Genomic DNA, 20,664 nt, shown 5'->3' on the forward strand with positions numbered 1-20,664 from the left:
AATTGGGCGCCGTCGGGGTCGCGCAGGACGGCCTCGTCGCCGGTGTGCGAGAGCACGCTGCCGCCGTGGACCTCCGCCGCCTTGGCGCAGGCCGCCACGTCCGCGACCGCGAAGTGGACCTGCCAGTGCGGCCGGATGGCGGGATCGGGGGCCGAGCCCAGCGCCCCCGACTCGATGCGCGCCACCACGTCGCCCCTGCTGCGCAGCACCACCTCGCCGCCCTCGTAGCGGACCTCGCAGCCGCCGGGACGCTCCGTCGCCCAGTCGAGGACCTCGCCGTAGAAGATCGCGGCGTCGAACGCGTCGCGGGTGTGCAGCCGGACGAACGCCGGCTGGGCGCGGCGCCACACCTCCCAGTTGGCGATGAGCTCGCCCTCCCAGACGCCGAAGGCCGCGCCGTCGCGGTCCGAGAGCAGGGCCGCACGGCCGGGCGGGAAGGACAGCGGACCGACGGCCAGGGTGCCGCCGCGTTCCTGTACGCGGGCCACTGCCTCGTCCGCGCTGGGCACCGCGAAGTACGCGGTCCAGGCCACCGCCATCTGCCACATCGACGCCACCGCCGCGATCCCGGCGACCGGCGTGCCGTCCACCAGCGCGACCCGGAAGCGCTCGCCGAGCTTCAGGGGCTTCCACTCCCACCCGAGCACGGCGCCGTAGAACTCCTCCGTGGTCTGCTGGTCACGGCTGGTCAGGCTGACCCAGCAGGGGGCGCCGAACACATGGTGGGTGGAGACGACATCCGCGGTCGCGGTGGGATGCCTCGGATCGTGGTTCATGGCAGTCGCGTCCTGCTCTCGTCGGCCGGCGGCCACCGGGCGGTGTTCGACCAGTGTCCGTCCGGAACCGCTTCGGGCGCCTGCCGAGTACCCCGGAGGCGGCGCCGAAACGGTGGCCCGTACGCCTGCCGCCCGGTGGCGCGGGCCTGTCCGGGTGACACGATGGAGGGGTGCCAGTCGTACCGAACGAACCCGCCGACGAGTCGGACCGGATCTTCGCCCTGCAGGAGGAGATCGGCCAGCTCAAGGAAGCGATGGTCTCCCACGCGGTCGTGGACCAGGCCATCGGCATGGTCGTCGCGCTCGGCAGGGTCACTCCGGACCAGGGCTGGGAAGTGCTGAAGGACGTCTCCCAGCACACGAACATCAAGCTGCGCAACGTCGCGGACCTGATCCTCATCTGGGGACGGTCCGGAGAGATCCCGCCGGAGATCCGGGCCGAGCTGGAAGACGCCATCGACCGTTACGGCCCGACGCAGATTCCGGGGGCGCCGCCCGAGTGAGGGGGTCCTCCGGGTTCAGTCGGCGTCGGCCAGGACCTCCTCGCGCAGGTGCGCGAAGCACGTGCTGAGCAGCCGGGAGACATGCATCTGCGAGATGCCGAGTTCCTCGGCGATCCCGCTCTGTGTCATGCCCTGGAAGAAGCGCAGGTACAGGATGGTCCGCTCGCGCTCCGGCAGGGCCTCCAGACAGGGCCTGACGGCCACCCGGTCGACCACCACGTCGAAGCCGGGGTCGGGGCCGCCGAGGGCATCGCCCAGGGCGTAGCCGTCGGTGCCGGGCATCTCCGCCTCCAGCGACAGCGCCGAGAAGCACTCCAGCGCCTCCGCACCGGTGCGTACCTCGTCCTCGGTCAACTGCGCCCGCTCGGCGATCTCGGCGACGGTGGGCGCCCGGCCGGGCGTCTGTGCGAGCTCCTTCGAGGCCTGGCGGACCCGGTTGCGCAGGTCCTGCACCCGGCGCGGCACGTGCAGCGTCCACATGTGGTCGCGGAAGTGCCGCTTGATCTCACCGGTCACGGTCGGCACCGCGTACGCCTCGAAGGCGCTCCCGCGTGCCGGGTCGTAATGGTCGACCGCCTTGACGAGCCCGAGGGCGGCCACCTGGTAGAGGTCTTCGAGGGACTCCCCGCGGCCCCGGAACCGGACGGCGATCCGCTCGGCCATGGGCAGCCAGAGCTCGACCAGCTCGTCCCGCAGAGCCTTGCGTTCCGGACTGTCGGGCAGTCCCGCCAGGCGCACGAACGCCTTGTCGGTGTCGGGGGCGTCGTCGTGCGGATGAGGTTGTCTTCTGGTGGCGACGGACGACATGCCGCGCACCTCCCTGTGGTGCTGGATGGACAGACACCGTGGGAGGCGCGCAAGCGGACGTGAGGAAGACATCCGGGGCCCTCTGGGCGGGCTCCCACGGAGACGTGCCTCCTGTCCGAAGCACTTAATTGCTGATTCCCGTTCTCGGATGAAATGAAACAAAGGGAACCAATCATCGGATATGTGTTTGACCAGCTCTTGGGTGAGTTACCTCTGTTGCAGAGGTAATCTCGGCGATGTGGACGAGGAGACCTTCCCGGAAGAGCTGGCCGACGCGCTCGTCGGCGTCCAGCGGCTGCTGAGGCGCAGGCTGCGCGCCGGACTGACGGTGCCGAGGCTGCGCGGCGCCGAGGTCGAACTGCTGCGCCTGGTCGAATCGCGGCCCGGCATCGGCGTCTCCGACGCCGCCAAGGAGCTGTACCTGGCCGGGAACTCCGTCTCGACCCTGGTCAACCAGCTGGTCAGGGAGGGGCACCTGGTCCGTGAGACCGACCCCGCCGACCGGCGCGCCGCCCGTCTGCTGCTCACCGAGAAGGCCGAGGCACGCCTCGGGGACTGGAAGCAGCGGCGGGTCGCGCTCGTGAGCCGGCACATCACCCGGTTGGACGCGGCCGATCAGGAGGCCCTGCGCGCCGCGCTCCCCGCGCTGCGCGCGCTCGCCGTCACTCTGCACGAGGAGGCCGAGGAGACATGACGCCCGAAGCTGTTTCCTGCACGGGGCTCGCCTACGCCTTCGGTGACACCAACGCCGTGGACGGGCTGGACCTGACCGTCGCCGAGGGTGAGGTCTTCGGACTGCTCGGCCCCAACGGCGCCGGCAAGACGACCGCCATCCGCTGCATCACCACGCTGCTCCCCGTCCCGGCCGGCATGATCCACGTCTTCGGCCGCGACACCGCCACCGACGCGATGGCCGTACGCAGGCTGCTCGGCTACGTCCCGCAGCAGTTGTCCGCCGACGCGAACCTGACCGGCCGGGAGAACGTCACCCTGTTCGCCCGGGTCTTCGACGTCGCCCGCAGGGAGCGCGCCGAACGCGTCGCCCAGGCACTGGCCGCGGTCGACCTCACCGAAGCCGCCGACCGGCTCGCCGGCACCTACTCCGGCGGCATGGTCCGCCGGCTGGAGCTCGCCCAGGCCCTGGTCAGCGCGCCAAGGCTGCTGATCCTCGACGAGCCGACCATCGGCCTCGACCCGATCGCCCGTACCGGCGTGTGGGAGCACATCAACGCCGTGCGTGAGGCGACCGGCATGACGGTCCTCGTGACCACCCACTACATGGACGAGGCCGACCAGTACTGCGACCGGGTCGGTCTCATGCACCGCGGCCGCATCCGCGCCCTCGGCACCCCCGACGAACTCCGGCGGGGCCTTGCCGAGAGCCGGGGCACCGACACCCTGCCGACCCTGGAGGACGTCTTCCGTGACGTCGCCGGCAGCGGGCTCGAAGACGAGGGAGGGGATTTCCGCGATGTCCGAAGCACCCGCCGCACCGCGAACCGTGTCGGCTGACCCGGGCTCCATCAGCCTGCTGCTCCGCCCGCCGGAGCCGCGCGCGGGCTGGCGAGTGCTGCCCGCCCGGGTCGTGGCGATGTGCGCCGTGGAACTGCAGAAACTCAGCCACGACCGCACCGAGCTCTACACCCGCGCGGTCCAGCCCGCCCTGTGGCTGCTGATCTTCGGCCAGACCTTCACCCGCATCAAGGCGATCCCCACCCAGGGCATCCCCTACATCGACTATCTCGCGCCCGGCATCATCGCCCAGTCGGCGATGTTCATCGCGATCTTCTACGGCATCCAGATCATCTGGGAGCGGGACGCGGGCGTCCTCAACAAGCTCCTGGTCACGCCCACCCCGCGCTCGGCACTCACCACCGGGAAGGCCTTCGCGGCCGGCGTGAAGTCGCTGATCCAGGCCGTCGTAGTCATCGTCATCGCCGCCCTCCTCGGGGTGTCCCTGACCTGGAACCCGCTCAAGCTCCTCGGCGTCGGGGCGATCGTGATCCTCGGCTCGGCGTTCTTCTCCTGCCTGTCGATGACCATCGCCGGCATCGTGCTCAGCAGGGACCGCCTGATGGGCATCGGTCAGGCCATCACCATGCCGCTGTTCTTCGGCTCCAACGCCCTGTACCCGCTGTCCGTCATGCCGGGCTGGCTGCAGGCCGTGAGCAAGGTGAACCCGCTCAGCTACGAAGTCGACGCCCTGCGCGGCCTCCTCCTGGGCACCCACGCCCATCTGGCGCTCGACTTCGGGGTGCTGGCCGTGGCCGCCGCGCTCGGCATCACCGCGGCCTCCTCGCTCCTCGGCCGGCTGGCCCGTTGATCATGCGCGCGGAACGTGATGTGCGGCACGCCGGTGCAAGGGTTTTTCCGGCCGCTCGGCGGATTCTTCCTGCGCACGGCTTGATCAGCGATCAAAGGGGGTGAATTCCCTGGCCACAGCGCATTCTGCTCATTTGACAGTGCATTGAGCACACAGATAGGAAGCAGCTCTCTGAGGTCGAAGAGGTGCACTGTGTACGAGCCGAACGTGGTCGGGGACTGGCAGGAGTACGACGAGCATGCCGGTCTGCGTGTCCGCGTCCACCGTCTGGAGGCGGCCGAGCCGCCGCGTGGACGCGACGACGCCGCCGAAGGGCTCACGTACTTCAGCGTCCGGGTGACCGTCGAGAACCGCGGCGACCTGCATCCGACCGTCCATCTCGAGGACGGTCAGATCGACGTGCGGATCGGCCCCGACGGCGAGAGCGCCTTCATCGACTGGCGCAACTCGCAGTTCATCGAGGGCTTCGACGTCTATCCGCTGCGCCGCGCCACCGCGGTGCTGTTCGCGGCGGGACCGGAGACGAGCCTCGGCCAGATCGACGTGCAGATCCAGCTGCGGGTCGACGACGAGTGGGCCGACCGCAGGCTGTGGGCGGGCGGCATCGGACTCGACGAGGGAGCCACGCACGCGGGCGTGGGCCGCGAGGGCCTGGCCTGCCAGGTGAGCAACTTCCTGCGGGACCAGGCCGAAGAGGGCACGGCCTGAACCGCCCCCGGGCTCAGTGGGGAATGCCGTCGATGATCTCGCGGGCGCCCTGACGCAGCAGCGCCACGGCGACCGAGGTGCCCAGCGTGGCCGGATCCAGCCGGCCCGCCCACTCGTGGGCGTTCAGCCGCGTCTTGCCGTCCGGGGTGAACACACAGGCGCGCAGGGAAAGTTCGTCGCTGTGGTCCACGCGTGCGTACCCCGCGATCGGGCTGTTGCAGTGGCCCTGCAGGACGTGCAGGAACATCCGCTCGGCGGTCGCCTCCCGGAACGTGTCCGGATCACCCAGCGCGCTCACCGTGTCGATCAGCTCGGTGTCGCCCTCCCGGCACTGGAGTGCGAGGATGCCCGCGCCGATCGGCGGCATCATCGTCTCGGGGGAGAGGATCTCGCTGATCACGTCCTCGCGGCCGATGCGCTCCAGGCCGGAGACCGCGAGCAGCAGCGCGTCCGCCTCGCCGGCCGCCAGCTTGGCCAGCCGACGGTTGGCGTTGCCGCGGAACGGCACACACTCCAGGTGCGGGTGGGTGGCGGCCAGCTGGGCCACGCGGCGCACCGAGGAGGTGCCGATCCGGGTCCCCTCCGGAAGCTCGTCCAGAGTGAGGCCGCCCGGGTGGATCAGGGCGTCGCGGATGTCGTCCCGCTTCAGGAACGCCGCGAACGTGGTGCCCGCCGGGAGCGGCCGATCGGCGGGCACGTCCTTCACGCAGTGCACCGCGAGATCGGCCTCACCTGCCAGCAGCGCCGCGTCGACCTCCTTGGTGAACGCGCCCTTGCCCTCGACCTTGGACAGGTCACCCATCCACTTGTCACCGGTCGTCTTCACCGGTACGACCTCGGTGCGCACACCGGGGTACAGGGCCGTCAACTCGCTTCTGACACGCTCCACTTGAGCCAGCGCCATCGGCGAGTCACGGGAGACGATGCGGATCAGTTCCGGGAGGGACATGCGGGACACGATAGACCCTGCGGAGGTTCGGTGTTTGACGCTCAGGGAGCAACGGGTAGGGAGTAGCGCACCTTTTGCCTGGCGCGGGCGCCCATCCGGTCGTAGAACCGGATCGCCCCGTCGTTCCAGACCGGCGTCTGCCACTGCACCTCGTCGAGCCCCAGCGCGCGGGCCTCGGCGGCCACTGCGTGCATGAGCAGGACGCCGAGTCCGAGACCGCGGTGCCCGGGCAGCAGGAACAGGCAGTCCATGTGCAGGTACTCGCGGCCCTCCCAGGTGGAGAGTTCGGGAGAGCAGGTGGCGTAACCGACGAGCGAGCCGTCCGGGAGCTCGGCCACCAGGCAGCGCAGACGGGGCGTGGCAGTGTCGAAGAGGAGCGTGGCGAGCCGGTCTGGCAGGTCGTCCGGGGGTGGTGCCGCCTTCTCGTACTCCGCGTGCCGGGCGGCCAGTTCGGCGACCGCGGGGAGATCGGCGCGCTCGGCGTGCCGGACGTGGGGGGCCTCGCTCATCGGATGTCGCCCGCGATCGTGTCAGCGCCCCAGGCGGTGAGACGTTCGGCGAGCGACCCGGTGCCGTCCAGGACGTGCCGGGAGTACGCGTCCCGCTCGTGCGCGAGTACGGCGGCCTCCCACACGCAGGGCGCGAGACCCGCCCGGCCGGGCCGCAGCGCGTCGGGCTTGCCCACCGGGCCGGTGAAGATCGCCAGATCCGCCATGTCGCCCTCGATCCAGCTGTGGACCAGGACGTAGTCGCCGTCGCCGCCGGCGTGCACGATCAGGACGGCGAGCCCCAGGGAACCCCGCAGCGGCCCGAGTCCGAGGTGCCGCTCGGCGATCCGCAGCCCGGCCTCGGCGTCCTGATCGGAGACGGTACGGCCGGGCGCCTCCAGCGCGTACACCTTCACCAGGTGACCGGCGGCCTCCCTGGTGCCCAACGGCCGCGCGGGACGGGCGTGGTGGGAATCGGCGAGGGCCAGCAGGGCCTCGGTGTCGACGGCGGCGGGCAGTTCCTCGTGAAGATCCATTCGGCCATCATCGGATGCCCGGTTCGGGTGCGTCCACCGTCGCCCGCGAGACGACCGATTCCGGCCAGGACAGCACCACCAGCGCCACCGCCGTCAGCAGCCCGCCCACCAGGAACGTGCCGCGGATCCCGGTCAAGGGCAGCAGCGCACCGCCGAGCAGGGCGCCGACGGCCACGCCCACGTTGAACGCGGCCGAGTTGGCGGCGAGGGCCGTCTCGGTGCGTCCCGGCGCGACATGCAGCACCTGGCTCTGTGTCGCCATGAACAGCGGTGCCACCGAGGCGCCCAGCAGCATCAGCAGGACGACGGTCGCGACCTGACCGCTGCCGCCCGCGTACAGGCCGATCAGAGCGACGGGTCTGTCCCGCCACCGGCACGGTCAGCGTGGCCCGTGGAAACCGGTCCAGCAGAGGCCCGGCCACCGTGACCCCGGCCAGCGCCGCCGCCCCGAACGCCATGAGTACCGCGCTCACCGCGTCCTGGCCGAACCCGCTCACCTCGTCCAGGAAGGCCACGAGGTACGTGAACCCGGTGAACGCCCCCGTCACCGAGAGCGCGGTGGTGGTGAGCACGACCGCGAACCGGCGCCGGTCGGGGGTGGCCCCGTAAGCCGAATGACTCTCCTGCGGCCGTGAGGTCGGCAGCAGTGCGGCCACCACGGCCAGCGATACGACGGCGAGCGCGCCGAGGACGGCGAACGGCACCCGCCAGTCGCTGTGCCCGCCCAGCCAGGTCCCCGCCGGTACTCCGGCGACCGTGGCCAGCGAACCGCCGACCGACAGCAGCCCGATGATCCGGCCCCGGCGCTCGGGCGCGAACAGCCCGACCGCGACCGGCCCCATCACCGCCCAGAACAGTGCCTGCGCCAGCGCGGTCGCCACCCGGGCCACCAGCAGCAGACCGTACGACACGGCGGCGAGCGCGGAGATCCAGCTGGCCACCGCGAGCACCGCGAGCAGACCGGACATCAGATGCCGGCGCGGTACGGACCGGGTGACGTGGGCGAGCGGCAGGGAGCCGACGGCCACCGCCAGGCCGTAGCCGGTGACCAGGGCGCCCACCGCCGTGAGCGAGACCCGCAGATCGTCCGCCATCAGGGACAGCAGACCCACCGGGAGGTTCTCGGTGGTGTTGAAGGTGAACGCCGCCAGCATCAGCGCCGCGACGACGGCGGCCCTGCGCCAGGGGGCCGGACGTACGCTGCCCATGCACATGCCTTCCGGGGGAGGGGAGTCGGGGACGGCAAGCGTGCGGTGCCGAGGGCGGGCGTTCTACTCTTTCGGTCCAGGACGAATCACTCACAGGTGCCGGGGGAACCGCTGTGCCGCTCACGCTGCGTCTGGGGACCGACGACCTGCGGCGGTGCCGGTTCGCGGTCTCCCCGCTGTGCCAGACCCACGAGGCGCTGCGCATGCTGCGCCGGACAGCGCGGCACGGCTACCACCGGGCCTGGCTGCGCCGCGCCGCACCCACCGTGGCCGGGCTCGACCTGGCCCCGCTGTGGCTGTTCATCCCGCCGGCCGGCGGCTACACCCCCGACTTCCTGGGGCCGCCGCCGGAGGAGCCGTACCCCTGCTTCGAGGACGAGCTGGCCCGCGTGCGCGCCACCGACCCCGCCCTGGCCCACACCGAGATGGCCCGTTCGCTCGCCTGCACACCGGGTCTCACCGAATCGCCGGAGGGGCGGGCCGCCCTGGACGACCCCGCCGCTGCCGTGCGGCGCCTCGCCGACCTCACCGAACAGGCCTGGCGGGTGCTGGTCGCCCCCGACTGGGCACGCCATCGTGCCGTGCTGGAGGCCGACATCGCTCACCGGTCCCGGCAGGTGGCGGACGCGGGCCTGGACGCGCTGTTCGCCGGTCTGCACCCGGACGTCGACTGGGCCGACGGGAGCCTCACCCTTCCCGTGCGCGGTGACATGACGGAAGCCCAACTCGCCGACGGGCGGGGCGTGCTGCTCATGCCGAGTGTGTTCGTCTGGCCGGACGTGGTGAGCGGCTTCGCCCGGCCCTGGCAGCCCACGGTCATCTATCCCGCGCGCGGCATGGGCGGACTGCACACCGACGGGATGCCGCGCCCCTCGGAGGCGCTCGCACGCCTGCTGGGACGGCAGCGCGCGGCGATCCTGGCCGGGCTCGAGGACCCGGCCTCGACGACCGACCTGGCCCACCGCCACGGTCTCGCCCCCTCGACCGTCTCCGCCCATCTGTCGGTCCTGCGCGAAGCGGGTCTGCTCGACTCACGACGACAGAGCCACCACGTGCTGTACGGACGAACGCCGCTCGGCGACGCGGTGGCCTCCGGCGGCTGACCCGTGGGGCGGTGCGGGTGGGCTGCTGGGGGTGGCGGGGCCGGGTCTGGTCGGGTGGTGAGCGGGGGCGAGGGATGTGGTGGCGTTCGGTGCCTGGCCTGTGGGGCGGTGCGGGTGGGTTGCTGGGGGCGGCGGGTTTGGTCTGATCGGCACGGTGACCGGCGCCTGGTCTGTGGGGCGGTTGGGGTGGGTTGCTGAGGGCGGCGGGGTTTGGTCTGGTCGGGTGGTGAGCCGCGGCAGGGCATGGTGGTCGGCGCCTGGCTTGTGTGTGTCGGGGCTGAGGTCGGTGGGCCGGGGCTGGTCGGGCGGTGGTGCGGGCCCAGGGACGCGGACGGGGGCTGCCTGTACGGGAACGCTGTCCGCGGTGACGCCGACGCCCGCCGGCCGCACGGGGCACCGCGGGCCGGAGCCCCCCTCGTGTGACGTCGGACGATCCGCCGGGCGGGGCTCAGACGAGCGGCTCGCTGAGTTCCACCGAGCGCAGGGCGGCCGCGAGGGCCTGGTCGTCGCCGATGTCCAGGGCGGTGTCGGTGAGCTTGATGACGTGCTCGTCGCCGTGCGCGAGGGCTCGTTCCACGACCTCTTCGGGCGCCAGGTGCGCGGGAGGAGCGTAGGCGACCGGTGCCACGGGCGCGTACATCGCCGTCACCGCCGCCGACGCCGTCCAGGCCGCGCGCAGGCTGGGTATCCACTGGTCGCGGGGAAGGGAATCCAGGGTCCGCAGCACGGCGTTGGGGGCCGTGGCCGCGTGGACGAGCATCGTCGGCTCGCCGTGACCGTGGGTGGCGTAGCGGTGGGTCGCGGCGCGGACGAGTTCGGTGAGCCGCTCCTTCGCGGTGTCCGGGTCGGTCACCTCCTGCGCCCACACGGGCAGTCGGCGTACGGCGGCCAGCCGGTTCCGGAACCCCACGTGTCCCGGCTCGATCGCGGGTACGGCGTCCAGGGCGTCCGGGGCGGTCGACGCACCCGGCAGTGCCACGAGACCCGTCACCGGCTGGTGGCGTGCCGCCCAGTAGCCCAGCGCGTGCGCGAGTTCGGTGCGCCGGGGCCCGTTCTCCTCGGCCGCCACCGCCCGGACGGCATGGCCGACCCGGATGACCGTGTGCGTGGCACCCCCGTACAGGCCCGGCAGCAGGCGCGGCCACCACTCGGCCAGCACGTCCTTCCAGGGGCGCTCGGCGAGCGTGCGGGAGAAATGATCGGTCCAGTCCGCGATCCGGCGCGGATCACCCAGCGCTGAGGGCCAGTTGTCGTCCGTGACGGGCGCGGTGCGGTCGGGGAAGTCCTCCAGCTTGTCCCGGTAGAGGTCCAGCCACCGGTGCACCGAGCCGGCCTGCCCGTGCGCGGCGAGCGCCTCGACGACCATGGGGGCGTGGTTGCTCAGCCAGCCGTCTCGTTCCGGGCCGGACGCGTGGACGCGGTCCAGGGCCTCCTCGAGGTGTCCGCTCGTGTCGCTCGTATCGCTCGTGTCCATGAACGGGACGCTATGCCGGGTGCGGGCCGGCGGGGATCGGGCGCGGGACGGAACCCGCGGGTGCGAGGGACCTAGGTCCCGCGCCCGATCGTGTCACCGGGTCAGGCGTTGGGGTCGAAGGAGATCCCCGATGGCTTCGCCGACGTCAGGTGGGCCGCGAAGTTCGCGTCCTTGAGACCGAAGTTGGCGCTGCCGAAGTCGTACGCGCTCAGCTTGTCGCGCAGCCCCGACGGGTAGCCGTTCCAGCCGACCAGCGGCGGGTACTGCCAGGTGCCCTTGGCGTTCTCCGGCGGCTCGTCACCCGAGTTGGCCAGCCGGAAGCAGTGCGTGCTGACGCCGTCCTTGTGGTAGACGATCTTCGCGTGCGTGCCGTCGAAGCGGACGCCGGAGGCCGCGCTCACCGTGAACGAACCGTGGTTGGACGTCGACACGTACTGGATCGTGCCGTTCTGCACCCAGATCACGACGTGCTCCCAGTCGTTCCGGTGCCCGCCGATGCTGCTGTTCGCTATCGCCTGGTCCTTCTCGAAGTACAGGCCGTACATGTAGGCGCACCAGCCGTTGTTGCACTTGTAGCGCGAGTACGTGTTGGTGTTGTCGAGGTCCGAGGCGTCATGGCACTCGCCGCTGAGCGAACCCGTCGGGTTCAGACCGCCGTTGATCGTGCCGTCGGGGCCGATGGCAGGCGTCGAATAGCAGCCGTCGGTGTCGTAGTCGAAGGCCGGCTGGTAGGTGTACTCGGCGCTTTCGGCGTTGGCGGGCAGCGCCTTGGGCGGGGCGGCGAACGCGGCGGAGGGGAAGGCGACGACGAGCGCGGCGGCGCCGGCCAGGCCGGTGAACCATCTCGTGCGGTGCTTCTTGAACGACGGTGACGCCACTGCGTCCTCCTCGTGGTCCGGGCGCAGCCCAACGGCTCTGGGTTACTGGGGAGTTCAGCTTCCCCGCTTTTCATGTCCGCGCCAAGAGGTCGAAGGCGTCACTCCGGTTACGGCCGGCCCAATAGTTCGGATCACGCAGGTGCGTCGGGGAGGTCGGCCGAGGACTCCTCCGGCGCGAGATCCGGCCGCAGCCGCAGCCAGGACGGCTGACGCAGCAACCCCGCCCGGGTACGGGTGCTGTAGCGGACCTCGCCGACCAGCCGGGGCAGCACCCAGCGGGCGCCCGGGACCCGCGGCACGGGATCGAAGGGGCACACGTCCGTCGCGGCGGTGGCCAACAGGGAGGCGAGCTCTGTCCGTTCCGCCTCGCTCCAGCCCGTGCCCACGTTGCCGACGTAACGCAGCCGACCGCCACCCCGCTGTCCGACCAGCACCGCGCCCGGCAGACCCGTGAGCCTGCCCTTGCCGGGCAGCCAGCCGCCCACGACGACGTCCTCGCTGAGCATGTTGCGGATCTTGATCCAGGCGCGGGAGCGCACCCCGGGTTCGTACACCGAGTCGAGCCGCTTGCAGACCAGGCCTTCCAGACCGTGCTCACGGGTGGCGCGCAGGGCCTGTTCGCCATGACCGACGAGGGCGGCCGGTGTCGACCACTGCGGGCCGGTGAGCTCCAGTTCGTCCAGTCGAGCGCGCCGCTGTGCGTAGGGAAGGGCGAGGAGCGAGCGCCGCCCCAGGTGCATCAGGTCGAACAGCACGAGATGCACGGGCGCTTCGGCCGCCCGGCGCGCGGCTCTCCCGGGGGAGTGGGCCAACTGCATGCGCGGTTGCAGCAACTGGAAGTCCGCACGGCCCTGTTCGTCCAGCGCCAGGATCTCCCCGTCGAGCACGGCGGGTGTGGCGCCGAGCGCATCGCCCAGTGGCCGCAGTTCGGGATAGGCACCGGTGATCTCCTCTCCGGACCGGGCGCGCAGCACCACGTCGCCGTTCCCGGCGAGGTAGACCACCACTCGCTGGCCGTCCTGCTTGGTCTCGTAGGCCCAGCGCGCGTCCTGTGAGGCGGGCGGCAGGGCGCCGGGGGTGGCGAGCATGGGTGGGATCAACGGGAGGGTCACGGGTGAGTTGTCGACGCGGGCACCGGCGGTCACGCGCTCCGCGCACCGGTTTCCCCTGAACGGGCGCCGCCCCGGCGGCTGCTCAGACCTCCTGGTACAGGTTCACGATGTTGCCGTCCGGGTCCCGCAGCCACACCGACCGGCGGCCCCACGGCTGGGTGGTCGGCGGCTTGAGGATCTCGACACCCTGGGCCGCCAGTCGTTCGTGGCGTGCGTCCACGTCGGTGACCCGGAACTCCACGGTGAAGCTCCCGCTCGCGGCGGTGGCCGTCGAACCGGGCAGCATCGACTCCATGCCCGAGGTGGAGAAGAAGGACAGGACGGCTCCGGGGACCGTCACCCGGGCGAAGGGCGCTTCGCCCTCCACCTCCGCGTCGAGGACGCGCGCGTAGAAGGCGGCGAGCGCCGGGACGTCGTCGGTGATCAGGGAGGTGCCGGTGAAGTGGGGACGCATCCGCAGATCGTAGGCGGAGGGTCGGACAACCAGACGTGGGAGCGGACTTGGCGTCGGCGGGGTCGGATGCCGGATGACGCAGGTCAGATGATGCCTCCGTTGGCCCGCAGCACCTGTCCGTTGACCCAGTGACCGGCCGGGCTGACCAGGAACGACACGACGGAAGCGATGTCCTGGGGGGTCCCCAGCCGCTCCAGCGGGGGCTGTGCCGCGAGGCGGGCGACGGTCTCCTCGTCCTTGCCGTCGAGGAAGAGGTCGGTCGCCGTCGGTCCGGGGGCCACCGCGTTGACGGTGACGTCACGGCCGCGGAGCTCACGGGCGAGGATCAGGGTCACGGCCTCGACCGCGCCCTTGCTGGCCGCGTAGGCGCCGTAGCCGGGGAAGGCCAGGCCCACGACCGAGCTGGAGAGGTTGACGAGCGCGCCGCCAGGGCGCAGCCGGCGCGCGGCCTGCTGGTCGACGACGAAGGTGCCGCGGATGTTGGTGCGGTACAGGGCGTCGAGCTCGGCGAGGTCGAGGTCCGCGATCGGGGAGAGGGGCATCCGGCCCGCGGCGTGGACCACCACGTCGACACCGCCGTATGTGGCCTCCGCCTGGTCGAACAAGGCGGCGACCTCGGTCTCGTCGGCGACGTCCGCGCGGGCGGCGTACGCGGTGCCGCCCGCCTCCTCGATGACCCGCACGGCCTCGTCGGCGGCGTCCTTGTTGCCCGCGTACCCGGCGACGACCGCGAACCCGTCGGCGGCGAGCTGCTGGGCGATCTGCCGTCCGATGCCGCGCGACCCGCCGGTCACGATCGCGACGCGCTGTTCCGTCCGGGGCTGAGTGGTCATAACTGCATCCTCCTTCGATAGCACTGCTACGGCTGGCTCGTATCGACGATAACATGGCATCGTAGCGATGGTAACCCTCCTCTCGTATCGGTGCTACGAATGCCGTACCGTTGGGGGCATGGATGCGAGGGAAAAGATCCTGGAAGCGGCCACCGAGCTGCTGGCCGGTGCGTCGGCCGCCGATGTCTCCACGCGTGCCGTGTGCGAGAAGGCGGGGGTGGGCGCGCCGATGCTCTACCGGCTCTTCGGCGACAAGGCCGGTCTGCTGGCCGCCGTGGTCGACCGGGGATTCGAGCGGTATCTCGCGTCCAAGCGGGAGGCGCGGCCGAGCGAGGATCCGGTCGAGGACCTGAAGAGCGGCTGGGACAACCACATGCGCTTCGCGCTGGAGCACCCCAGCCACTACCGCCTGATGTACTCGCCCGAGCTGACCGTGCCCCCGGCCGCGGCCCAGGAGGCGCACGACCTGCTGCACGGCATCCTCGAGCGCTGTGCGGCCCAGGGGCGGCTGACGGTGCCGCCCCCGCTGGCCACGCAGATGATCATGTCCGCCAATGTCGGGGCGGCCCTGTCGATGCTGACCAGACCCGAGCAGTACGCGGACACGAAGTTCTCCCAGCGGCTGCGCGACGCGGTGCTGGATTCGGTGACGCGGCCCGTCGGCGCCGACACGCCTCGGGAAGGGAGCCCGGTGCCCGTCGCGGCCGCCACACTGGCGGCCCGCCTGCGCGCCGACCTGCCGCCGACGCTCACCGCGGCGGAGTCGGCCCTGCTCCAGCAGTGGCTGGAGAAGCTCTCCGAGCGGTGAGGGGTCAGCGCTCCTCGGGCGGCAGCGCCTGCACCAGACCGGACTGGTAGGCCATGACGACGAGCTGGGCGCGGTCCCGGGCGCCCAGCTTCGTCATCGCACGGTGGACATGGGTGCGCACCGTCAGGGGGCTGACGAAGAGCTTCTGCGCGATCACGTCGTTGGAGTGCCCCTCGGCGACCCACGCCATCACCTCCCGTTCCCGGGTGGTGAGGCCGCTCAGGTCGTCGGCGGCCGCGAGCCGGGTGCCCAGGCCCGGAGCGGACAGGAAGCGGGTGATCAGGGTGCGGGTGGCGCCGGGGGAGAGCAGGGAGTCGCCGGCCGCCACGGTGCGGATGCCGGCGAGCAGGGCCTCGGCGGTGACGTCCTTGCCGAGGAAGCCACTGGCGCCGGACCGCAGCGCCTGCGCGACGTACTCGTCGATCTCGAACGTGGTCAGGATCAGCACCCGTGTGTCGGACAGCTCGGAGTCCGCGCAGATCACGGACGTGGCGGCCAGGCCGTCGGTCCCCGGCATGCGGATGTCCATCAGGATCACGTCGGGGCGATGGACACGCGCGAGGTCGACCGCCGCGGCGCCGTCGGTGGCCTCCGCGACCACCTCCATGTCGTCGCACGAGTCGATGAGGATCCGGAAGGTGGCCCGCAACAGGGCCTGGTCGTCGGCGAGCAGTACGCGGATGGTCATGGGGTCCGATCTTGACGTGCCGAGGCGATGGGGGACCGGGACAGCGGAGAGCGACCCACCGCGTCCGGACGCTCGATGCCGGGACGGCCCTCGCCGCCGGACGGGGACGCGGACAGTCGCAGCGCGGCCGTCATGGCGACAACCGTACGGACATGCCCCCGCGACCCGTCCCGGCCGAGTGCCACGCGTCCCCGCCTCCACCGTCCGGATCGCCAGTCTTCCGTGACCCGGCCCGCTTGTCGTCGTACCACCGCCGACCATCGCGCGTACTGAGAACGCAGTACGCGCGATGGGCGTGTCCTCCTCGGGCAGGACCTGGCGGTCCGGCCACCGGACGGGGGCGTTCAGCGTCCCGAGGGCGTTCCGGCCGAGGTCTCCGTGGCGGCCGGTGCCGGGGGCGCCGCCGGAACCGCGGCGCGCGGGCGCGGGATGAAGGAGGCGATGGCGAAGGCGAGGAGCGCGGCACCCGCGCCGATCGCCATGACGGTCTTGAAGCCGTTCTCGGACGGCAGTGCGTAACCACCCAGGTCGATGGTCATCTGGGCCAGCACGACACCGGCGATGGCGCTCGCGCAGGACGTGCCGATGGACCGCATCAGGGTGTTCAGGCTGTTCGCGGCCGCCGTCTCGGACGCGGGCACGGCGCCCATGATGAGCGCGGGCATGGAGCCGTACGTGAACCCGATGCCGGCGCCGATCACGGAGGAGACCAGCACCAGGTGCCAGACCTCGGACATCAGCACGATGTTCAGGCCGTACCCGCACGCCACGATCAGCGCGCCGATCATCAGCGTCACTTTCGGGCCCTTGGCCTTGGAGACAGACGCCGAGACCGGGGCCAGGGCCATCATCACCAGGCCGGACGGGGCCATGACCAGACCGGCGGTCAGCAGGGACCTGCCCAGGCCGTAGCCCGTCTGAGTGGGCAGCTGGAGCAGCTGCGGGAGTACGAGCGACATCGCGAACATCGAGAATCCGATCGCGATCGACGCGAGGTTGGTGAACAGCACCTGACGGCGGGCGGTGGTGCGCAGGTCGACCAGAGGCTGGGCGGTGCGCAGTTCGAACACGCCCCAGGCCAGCAGGACGATCACGGCCGCGGCGAACAGGCCGAGCGTGGTGCCGCTGGCCCAGCCCCAGTCGGCACCCTTGGAGATGGCCAGCAGGAGGGAGACCAGGCCGACCGCCATGCCCACCGCGCCGACCGCGTCGAAGCGGCCGCCGGTGCGCACCCGGGACTCCGGCACGAACGCCAGGACGAGGACGAGGGCCGCAGCCCCCATCGCGGCCGAGGCCCAGAACAGGACGTGCCAGTCGAAGTTGTCCGCGATCAGCGCGGCGGTCGGCAGGCCCAGGGCGCCGCCGACGCCGAGGGAGGCACTCATCAGCGCGGTGGCCCCGGCCAGGCGCTCGGCGGGCAGTTCGTCGCGCATGATGCTGATGCCGAGCGGGATGACACCGGAGGACAGGCCCTGAAGGGCACGGCCGACGATCATCGGGACCAGGGCGTCGCTGAGTCCGCAGACCACCGATCCGACCACCAGCATCACCACGCTGACCAGCAGCATCCGGCGCTTGCCGAACATGTCGCCGAGCCGCCCGACGACCGGGGTTGCCACGGCCGCCGCGAGCAGAGTCGCGGTGACCGCCCACGCGGTGTCCGAGGCCGGGGCGTCCAGCAGTCTGGGCAGCTCCGGCACGATCGGGATGACCAGGGTCTGCATCAGTGAGACGACGATTCCGGCGAAGGCCAGGACCGCCACCACGGCGTTCGGCCGCGGCGCGGCCACGGCGTCCGTGTCGGCGGATCCGGCGGGAGCGTCGGACATGAAAGTGCCTCCAGGGCAGGAGCGGGGTCGAGAGCTTGGCCAATATTAAGTCAGGTGCTTGACTTAGCTTACTGGTGCCGGTGATGGAGGCCGCCGAGGGGGACCGTGCGGTCCCGCGCACCGTTCTCGACATGCTGTTGCGTAGGCTTCCGGCACTGGAACCCGCCGCACCGCCGGCGGGCCTCGGGCGGCTCGAGGGACTGGCCGTCGGAGGGCTCGGCGCAGTCCCGGTGCGGTGGTGAGCATGGCGGGCAGGACGGTACGCGAGGAACAGGTCAGCGTGACCCGGGAGCTGATCCTGACCGCGGCCGAGCGGCTGTTCGCCGAGCGCGGTGTCCTCGCGGTGTCCAACCGGCAGGTCAGCGAGGCCGCGGGGCAGGGCAACAACGCCGCCGTCGGATACCACTTCGGCACCAAGGCCGACCTGGTCCGGGCGATCGCCCGCAAGCACCACACCTGTATCGAGGAGATCCGCGCCAGGCTGCTGGCCGGGGCCCGCGGCTCCATGGACGTACGCGACTGGGTGGACTGCCTGGTCCGGCCCGTGCCCGAACATCTCGCCGCGCTGGGCAGCCCCACCTGGTTCGCCCGGTTCTGCGCCCAGGTCATGACCGACCCGGTGCTCCAGCAGATCATGGTCGAGGAGTCCCTGTCCTCGCCGTCGCTCCAGCAGATCGTCGAGGGCCTGAACCGCTGTCTGCCCGAACTGCCCGCCGACGTCCGCGCCGAGCGCGCCGAGATGGCCCGCCATCTGATCGTGCACATGGCCGCCGACCGGGAACGGGCCCTCGCCGAGAACACCCCGACGCCCCGCGCCAACTGGCACGACGCCGCCACCGGTCTGGGTGACGTCGTGGTCGCCATGTGGACGGCTCCGGTCACTCCGACCCGGTAGAAGATCCGGACCGGGGGAGGCGTTACTTGAGTTAGGCAAGGAAGGCGCTAGGGTGGACGGGCGCCCCCCTCCGACGAACGGTCTCGTCCATGCACGGCAGTTCCAGCGAGCGACCGGCACTCGCCCGTGGTGCCGGTCAGCGCCTCCTGATCGTCGCGGGCGACTCGGATGCCGCCGAACTGCTATCCACCACACTGGAGTTGGCGGGCTACCGGATCGTCGCCGTCGCCGCTGCCGCCGACGGTCTGGCGCGGCTTGGCCGGGAGCGGTTCGATCTCGTGGTCGTCGACGCCAACCTGCCGGACGTCACCGAACTGGGCCGCAACCGGCCGACGTTGGCCCGCCGCCCGCCGGTGCTCCTGCTGATCGACTACGAGTCCCTGGACCGGATCGTGCCCGAACTGGGCCTGGGTGAGCGGGACTACGTCACCAAGCCGCTCCGCGTGGCCGACCTCCTGGCCAGGGTGCAGGTCCTGCTGCGCGGCACGGGGGCGGGGCCCGCCCGGAGTGGCGCCCTCTGCTACCGCGACCTCGTGCTGGACGACACCCTGTGCGAGGCCCGGCGCGGACCGCGCGGCCTCCATCTCACCCCCGCCGAGTACCGGCTGCTGCGTCACCTCCTGGTCAACGCCCACCGGGTGCTGTCCAAGGAGCAGATCGGCCGGTACGTCTGGGGCGAACACCGCGGGGACAACGCGATCGAACAGCTCGTCTCCCGGCTGCGGCGAAAGGTGGACCAGGACGCTCCCGAGCTCATCCACACCCGGCGTGGCTTCGGCTACTGGCTGGGGCGCGCCGACGCGGAGACGTGAGGGCTCGGCTGCAAACGGTGGGTACCGGTGTCTCCGGGGCGACCGCTCTGTGCACAACTGGCTGACGGACAAGACAAGTTGACGGCCCGATGGCTGTGTGATCCGGGTCACGTCAGCTTCCCGTCAGGTCACTGGCGGGATGACGTCAGCCCGGTCTGTTTGCCTGTGTTCATCGAGGCCTCGACCACTTCGCCCCGGCGCTCCGCCCCTCGGGCGGAGCCCCCCACCACCGAGGAGAACCATGGCCGAAACCGTGGCCGGTCCCGCGCACGACGGCGCGGACACCGTCCCCGAGTTCCCCATGCCGCGTGCTTCGCGCTGTCCCTTCGACCCGCCGCCCGGCCTCAAGGAGCTCCAGGAGCAGGGGCCGCTCGCGAAGGTGCGCCTGTGGGACGGCAGCGAGCCCTGGCTCGTGACCCGCTACGCCGAGCAGCGGGCCGTCCTGGGCGACCCCCGGGCCAGCGCCGACACCGATCAGCCCGGCTATCCGACCAAGGCCAGTGCCGAGGCCGGCGAGGGCAAGCTCAGCTTCATCATGATGGACGACCCCGAACACGCCCGGCTGCGCCGGATGGTGACGGCACCGTTCGCCATCAGGAAGGTCGAGGCCCTCAGGCCCGCCGTGCAGCGGATCGTGGACGGCCTGATCGACGACATGCTGGCAGGTCCCGGTCCCGTCGACCTCGTCGAGGCGTTCGCCCTGCCGATCCCGTCGCTGGTCATCTGCGAACTGCTCGGCGTGCCCTACGACGACCACGCGATGTTCCAGGACAACACCAGGACGATGGTCCGCACGACCGCGACTCCCGAGGAACGCGGCGCCGCGACCCGGGAGATCGCCGGATATCTGGCCGGTCAGATCGCCCGGCGCCTCACCGACCCGAAGGACGACCTCCTGTCGGGCATCGCCGGGCGCGTCGCCGCGGGGGAGCTGACGCACGGGCAGGCCACGGAGATGGCCCTGCTCCTGCTGATCGCGGGTCACGAGACCACCGCGAACATGATCACGCTGGGTACCGCCGCCCTCCTCGAACACCCCGACCAGCTCGCCCTGTTGCGCGACACGGACGACCCCAAGCTCGTCGCCTCGGCGGTCGAGGAACTGCTGCGCTACCTCCACATCACGCACCTGGGGCGCCGGCGCGCGGTCACCGAGGACATCGAGATCGCCGGGCAGGTCATCAGGGCCGGCGAGGGCGTGATCATGGTCAACGAGATCGGCAACCGCGACCCCGAGGTGTTCGAGGACCCCGACCGCCTCGACATCACCCGCGACGCCCGCCGCCACGTCGCGTTCGGCTTCGGCGTCCACCAGTGCCTCGGCCAGCCGCTGGCCCGCATGGAGCTCCAGGTCGTCTACGGCACGCTTTACCGGCGCATCCCCACCCTCAGGCTCGCCTGCGCCCTGGAGGACGTGAAGTTCAAGCACGACGCGTTCATCTACGGCATCCACGAACTGCCGGTGGCCTGGTAACGGCTT

At 71.5% G+C, this 20,664-nt stretch carries 22 protein-coding genes and 1 pseudogene; 10 read left to right on the forward strand and 13 right to left on the reverse strand.

The window, feature by feature from the left end; genetic code table 11:
• The coding region (locus tag AQJ46_RS36910) for a VOC family protein (RefSeq protein WP_059209718.1) at positions 1 to 776 on the reverse strand (776 nt) is incomplete at its 3' end.
• A gap of 170 nt (positions 777 to 946) precedes the next feature.
• On the opposite strand from AQJ46_RS36910, the gene AQJ46_RS36915 reads away from it, so the two are divergent.
• The gene (locus AQJ46_RS36915) at positions 947 to 1,279 is read left to right on the forward strand and encodes an ANTAR domain-containing protein (protein ID WP_057612618.1); all 333 of its coding nucleotides are present in this window, start codon (positions 947 to 949) and stop codon (positions 1,277 to 1,279) included.
• A 15-nt stretch (positions 1,280 to 1,294) separates the two neighbouring features.
• On the opposite strand, the gene AQJ46_RS36920 is transcribed toward AQJ46_RS36915, so the two are convergent.
• The gene (locus tag AQJ46_RS36920; protein ID WP_059209719.1) at positions 1,295 to 2,086 is read right to left on the reverse strand and encodes a SigB/SigF/SigG family RNA polymerase sigma factor; all 792 of its coding nucleotides are present in this window, start codon (positions 2,084 to 2,086) and stop codon (positions 1,295 to 1,297) included.
• Positions 2,087 to 2,324: 238 nt separating this feature from the next.
• Here AQJ46_RS36920 and AQJ46_RS36925 point away from each other — a divergent pair, with 238 nt between their 5' ends.
• The 4 genes from AQJ46_RS36925 to AQJ46_RS36940 all read left to right on the forward strand — a co-directional run bounded on the left by AQJ46_RS36925 (position 2,325) and on the right by AQJ46_RS36940 (position 5,117).
• Positions 2,325 to 2,780, forward strand: a complete 456-nt coding sequence (locus tag AQJ46_RS36925) for a MarR family winged helix-turn-helix transcriptional regulator (RefSeq protein ID WP_059209720.1) — start codon at positions 2,325 to 2,327, stop codon at positions 2,778 to 2,780.
• Positions 2,777 to 3,598: an ABC transporter ATP-binding protein gene (locus tag AQJ46_RS36930; protein WP_059209721.1), complete on the forward strand. Its 822-nt coding sequence runs from the start codon at positions 2,777 to 2,779 to the stop codon at positions 3,596 to 3,598. The genes AQJ46_RS36925 and AQJ46_RS36930 overlap by 4 nt, the downstream gene beginning before the upstream one ends.
• Positions 3,558 to 4,409, forward strand: a complete 852-nt coding sequence (locus AQJ46_RS36935) for an ABC transporter permease (protein ID WP_057612614.1) — start codon at positions 3,558 to 3,560, stop codon at positions 4,407 to 4,409. The genes AQJ46_RS36930 and AQJ46_RS36935 overlap by 41 nt, the downstream gene beginning before the upstream one ends.
• 192 nt (positions 4,410 to 4,601) lie before the next feature.
• Entirely contained in the window at positions 4,602 to 5,117 is a 516-nt protein-coding gene (locus tag AQJ46_RS36940) for a hypothetical protein (protein WP_057612613.1), read from the forward strand.
• Positions 5,118 to 5,130: 13 nt separating this feature from the next.
• Here the strand turns inward: AQJ46_RS36940 and hemC are convergent, their stop codons facing one another.
• From hemC to AQJ46_RS36960, 4 genes and pseudogenes are all read right to left on the reverse strand, one after another.
• Positions 5,131 to 6,066, reverse strand: a complete 936-nt coding sequence (gene hemC / locus AQJ46_RS36945) for a hydroxymethylbilane synthase (RefSeq protein WP_059209722.1) — start codon at positions 6,064 to 6,066, stop codon at positions 5,131 to 5,133.
• Between the two features lie 41 nt (positions 6,067 to 6,107).
• Positions 6,108 to 6,575, reverse strand: a complete 468-nt coding sequence (locus AQJ46_RS36950; protein ID WP_059209723.1) for a GNAT family N-acetyltransferase — start codon at positions 6,573 to 6,575, stop codon at positions 6,108 to 6,110.
• Positions 6,572 to 7,090: a hypothetical protein gene (locus AQJ46_RS36955; protein WP_059209724.1), complete on the reverse strand. Its 519-nt coding sequence runs from the start codon at positions 7,088 to 7,090 to the stop codon at positions 6,572 to 6,574. The genes AQJ46_RS36950 and AQJ46_RS36955 overlap by 4 nt, the downstream gene beginning before the upstream one ends.
• 7 nt (positions 7,091 to 7,097) lie before the next feature.
• Positions 7,098 to 8,298, reverse strand: a pseudogene (locus AQJ46_RS36960) (MFS transporter).
• 113 nt (positions 8,299 to 8,411) lie between these two features.
• Between AQJ46_RS36960 and AQJ46_RS36965 the strand changes: the two are divergent.
• A complete protein-coding gene (locus AQJ46_RS36965) occupies positions 8,412 to 9,401 on the forward strand; it encodes a DUF5937 family protein (RefSeq protein WP_059209725.1) in 990 nt (329 codons plus the stop codon).
• Positions 9,402 to 9,849: 448 nt separating this feature from the next.
• On the opposite strand, the gene AQJ46_RS36970 is transcribed toward AQJ46_RS36965, so the two are convergent.
• From AQJ46_RS36970 to AQJ46_RS36990, 5 genes are all read right to left on the reverse strand, one after another.
• Positions 9,850 to 10,875: a questin oxidase family protein gene (locus AQJ46_RS36970; protein ID WP_059209726.1), complete on the reverse strand. Its 1,026-nt coding sequence runs from the start codon at positions 10,873 to 10,875 to the stop codon at positions 9,850 to 9,852.
• Between the two features lie 101 nt (positions 10,876 to 10,976).
• On the reverse strand, positions 10,977 to 11,753 hold the full coding sequence (locus AQJ46_RS36975; RefSeq protein WP_059209727.1) for an NPP1 family protein: 777 nt from the start codon (positions 11,751 to 11,753) through the stop codon (positions 10,977 to 10,979).
• 131 nt (positions 11,754 to 11,884) lie between these two features.
• On the reverse strand, positions 11,885 to 12,865 hold the full coding sequence (locus AQJ46_RS36980) for an ATP-dependent DNA ligase (protein ID WP_059209942.1): 981 nt from the start codon (positions 12,863 to 12,865) through the stop codon (positions 11,885 to 11,887).
• An 82-nt stretch (positions 12,866 to 12,947) separates the two neighbouring features.
• On the reverse strand, positions 12,948 to 13,319 hold the full coding sequence (locus AQJ46_RS36985) for a VOC family protein (RefSeq protein ID WP_059209728.1): 372 nt from the start codon (positions 13,317 to 13,319) through the stop codon (positions 12,948 to 12,950).
• 83 nt (positions 13,320 to 13,402) lie between these two features.
• Positions 13,403 to 14,152, reverse strand: coding sequence for an SDR family oxidoreductase (locus AQJ46_RS36990; RefSeq protein WP_059209729.1), 750 nt, complete (start codon positions 14,150 to 14,152; stop codon positions 13,403 to 13,405).
• 118 nt (positions 14,153 to 14,270) lie between these two features.
• Between AQJ46_RS36990 and AQJ46_RS36995 the strand changes: the two genes are divergently transcribed.
• Positions 14,271 to 14,960 carry a TetR/AcrR family transcriptional regulator gene (locus tag AQJ46_RS36995; protein WP_059209730.1) on the forward strand — a complete coding sequence of 230 codons (690 nt, stop codon included), beginning with the start codon at positions 14,271 to 14,273 and terminating at the stop codon, positions 14,958 to 14,960.
• 4 nt (positions 14,961 to 14,964) lie between these two features.
• Here the strand turns inward: AQJ46_RS36995 and AQJ46_RS37000 are convergent, their stop codons facing one another.
• Both AQJ46_RS37000 and AQJ46_RS37005 read right to left on the reverse strand, forming a co-directional pair.
• The gene (locus tag AQJ46_RS37000) at positions 14,965 to 15,648 is read right to left on the reverse strand and encodes a response regulator (RefSeq protein WP_057612606.1); all 684 of its coding nucleotides are present in this window, start codon (positions 15,646 to 15,648) and stop codon (positions 14,965 to 14,967) included.
• A gap of 344 nt (positions 15,649 to 15,992) precedes the next feature.
• Positions 15,993 to 17,477, reverse strand: a complete 1,485-nt coding sequence (locus AQJ46_RS37005; RefSeq protein WP_059209731.1) for an MFS transporter — start codon at positions 17,475 to 17,477, stop codon at positions 15,993 to 15,995.
• Positions 17,478 to 17,721: 244 nt separating this feature from the next.
• Between AQJ46_RS37005 and AQJ46_RS37010 the strand changes: the two genes are divergently transcribed.
• From AQJ46_RS37010 to AQJ46_RS37020, 3 genes are all read left to right on the forward strand, one after another.
• The gene (locus AQJ46_RS37010; protein WP_059209732.1) at positions 17,722 to 18,372 is read left to right on the forward strand and encodes a TetR/AcrR family transcriptional regulator; all 651 of its coding nucleotides are present in this window, start codon (positions 17,722 to 17,724) and stop codon (positions 18,370 to 18,372) included.
• An 89-nt stretch (positions 18,373 to 18,461) separates the two neighbouring features.
• Positions 18,462 to 19,184 (forward strand): response regulator transcription factor, encoded by a 723-nt coding sequence (locus AQJ46_RS37015; protein ID WP_059209733.1) that lies wholly within the window; start codon positions 18,462 to 18,464, stop codon positions 19,182 to 19,184.
• Positions 19,185 to 19,425: 241 nt separating this feature from the next.
• Positions 19,426 to 20,658 (forward strand): cytochrome P450, encoded by a 1,233-nt coding sequence (locus tag AQJ46_RS37020; protein ID WP_059209734.1) that lies wholly within the window; start codon positions 19,426 to 19,428, stop codon positions 20,656 to 20,658.
• Positions 20,659 to 20,664 lie beyond the last annotated feature (6 nt).

Source organism: Streptomyces canus (assembly GCF_001514145.1).
GTDB classification, from domain to species: Bacteria; Actinomycetota; Actinomycetes; order Streptomycetales; family Streptomycetaceae; genus Streptomyces; species Streptomyces canus.

What these genes read in the sequence shown, in the direction of transcription:
- AQJ46_RS36920 (WP_059209719.1), bottom strand. Translation starts at nt 2,086, where the DNA reads ATGTCGTCCGTCGCCACCAGAAGACAACCTCATCCGCACGACGACGCC.
- AQJ46_RS36930 (WP_059209721.1), top strand. Translation starts at nt 2,777, where the DNA reads ATGACGCCCGAAGCTGTTTCCTGCACGGGGCTCGCCTACGCCTTCGGT.
- AQJ46_RS36935 (WP_057612614.1), top strand. Translation starts at nt 3,558, where the DNA reads ATGTCCGAAGCACCCGCCGCACCGCGAACCGTGTCGGCTGACCCGGGC.
- hemC (WP_059209722.1), bottom strand. Translation starts at nt 6,066, where the DNA reads ATGTCCCTCCCGGAACTGATCCGCATCGTCTCCCGTGACTCGCCGATG.
- AQJ46_RS36950 (WP_059209723.1), bottom strand. Translation starts at nt 6,575, where the DNA reads ATGAGCGAGGCCCCCCACGTCCGGCACGCCGAGCGCGCCGATCTCCCC.
- AQJ46_RS36955 (WP_059209724.1), bottom strand. Translation starts at nt 7,090, where the DNA reads ATGGATCTTCACGAGGAACTGCCCGCCGCCGTCGACACCGAGGCCCTG.
- AQJ46_RS36970 (WP_059209726.1), bottom strand. Translation starts at nt 10,875, where the DNA reads ATGGACACGAGCGATACGAGCGACACGAGCGGACACCTCGAGGAGGCC.
- AQJ46_RS36985 (WP_059209728.1), bottom strand. Translation starts at nt 13,319, where the DNA reads ATGCGTCCCCACTTCACCGGCACCTCCCTGATCACCGACGACGTCCCG.
- AQJ46_RS36990 (WP_059209729.1), bottom strand. Translation starts at nt 14,152, where the DNA reads ATGACCACTCAGCCCCGGACGGAACAGCGCGTCGCGATCGTGACCGGC.
- AQJ46_RS36995 (WP_059209730.1), top strand. Translation starts at nt 14,271, where the DNA reads ATGGATGCGAGGGAAAAGATCCTGGAAGCGGCCACCGAGCTGCTGGCC.
- AQJ46_RS37000 (WP_057612606.1), bottom strand. Translation starts at nt 15,648, where the DNA reads ATGACCATCCGCGTACTGCTCGCCGACGACCAGGCCCTGTTGCGGGCC.
- AQJ46_RS37005 (WP_059209731.1), bottom strand. Translation starts at nt 17,477, where the DNA reads ATGTCCGACGCTCCCGCCGGATCCGCCGACACGGACGCCGTGGCCGCG.
- AQJ46_RS37010 (WP_059209732.1), top strand. Translation starts at nt 17,722, where the DNA reads ATGGCGGGCAGGACGGTACGCGAGGAACAGGTCAGCGTGACCCGGGAG.
- AQJ46_RS37015 (WP_059209733.1), top strand. Translation starts at nt 18,462, where the DNA reads ATGCACGGCAGTTCCAGCGAGCGACCGGCACTCGCCCGTGGTGCCGGT.
- AQJ46_RS37020 (WP_059209734.1), top strand. Translation starts at nt 19,426, where the DNA reads ATGGCCGAAACCGTGGCCGGTCCCGCGCACGACGGCGCGGACACCGTC.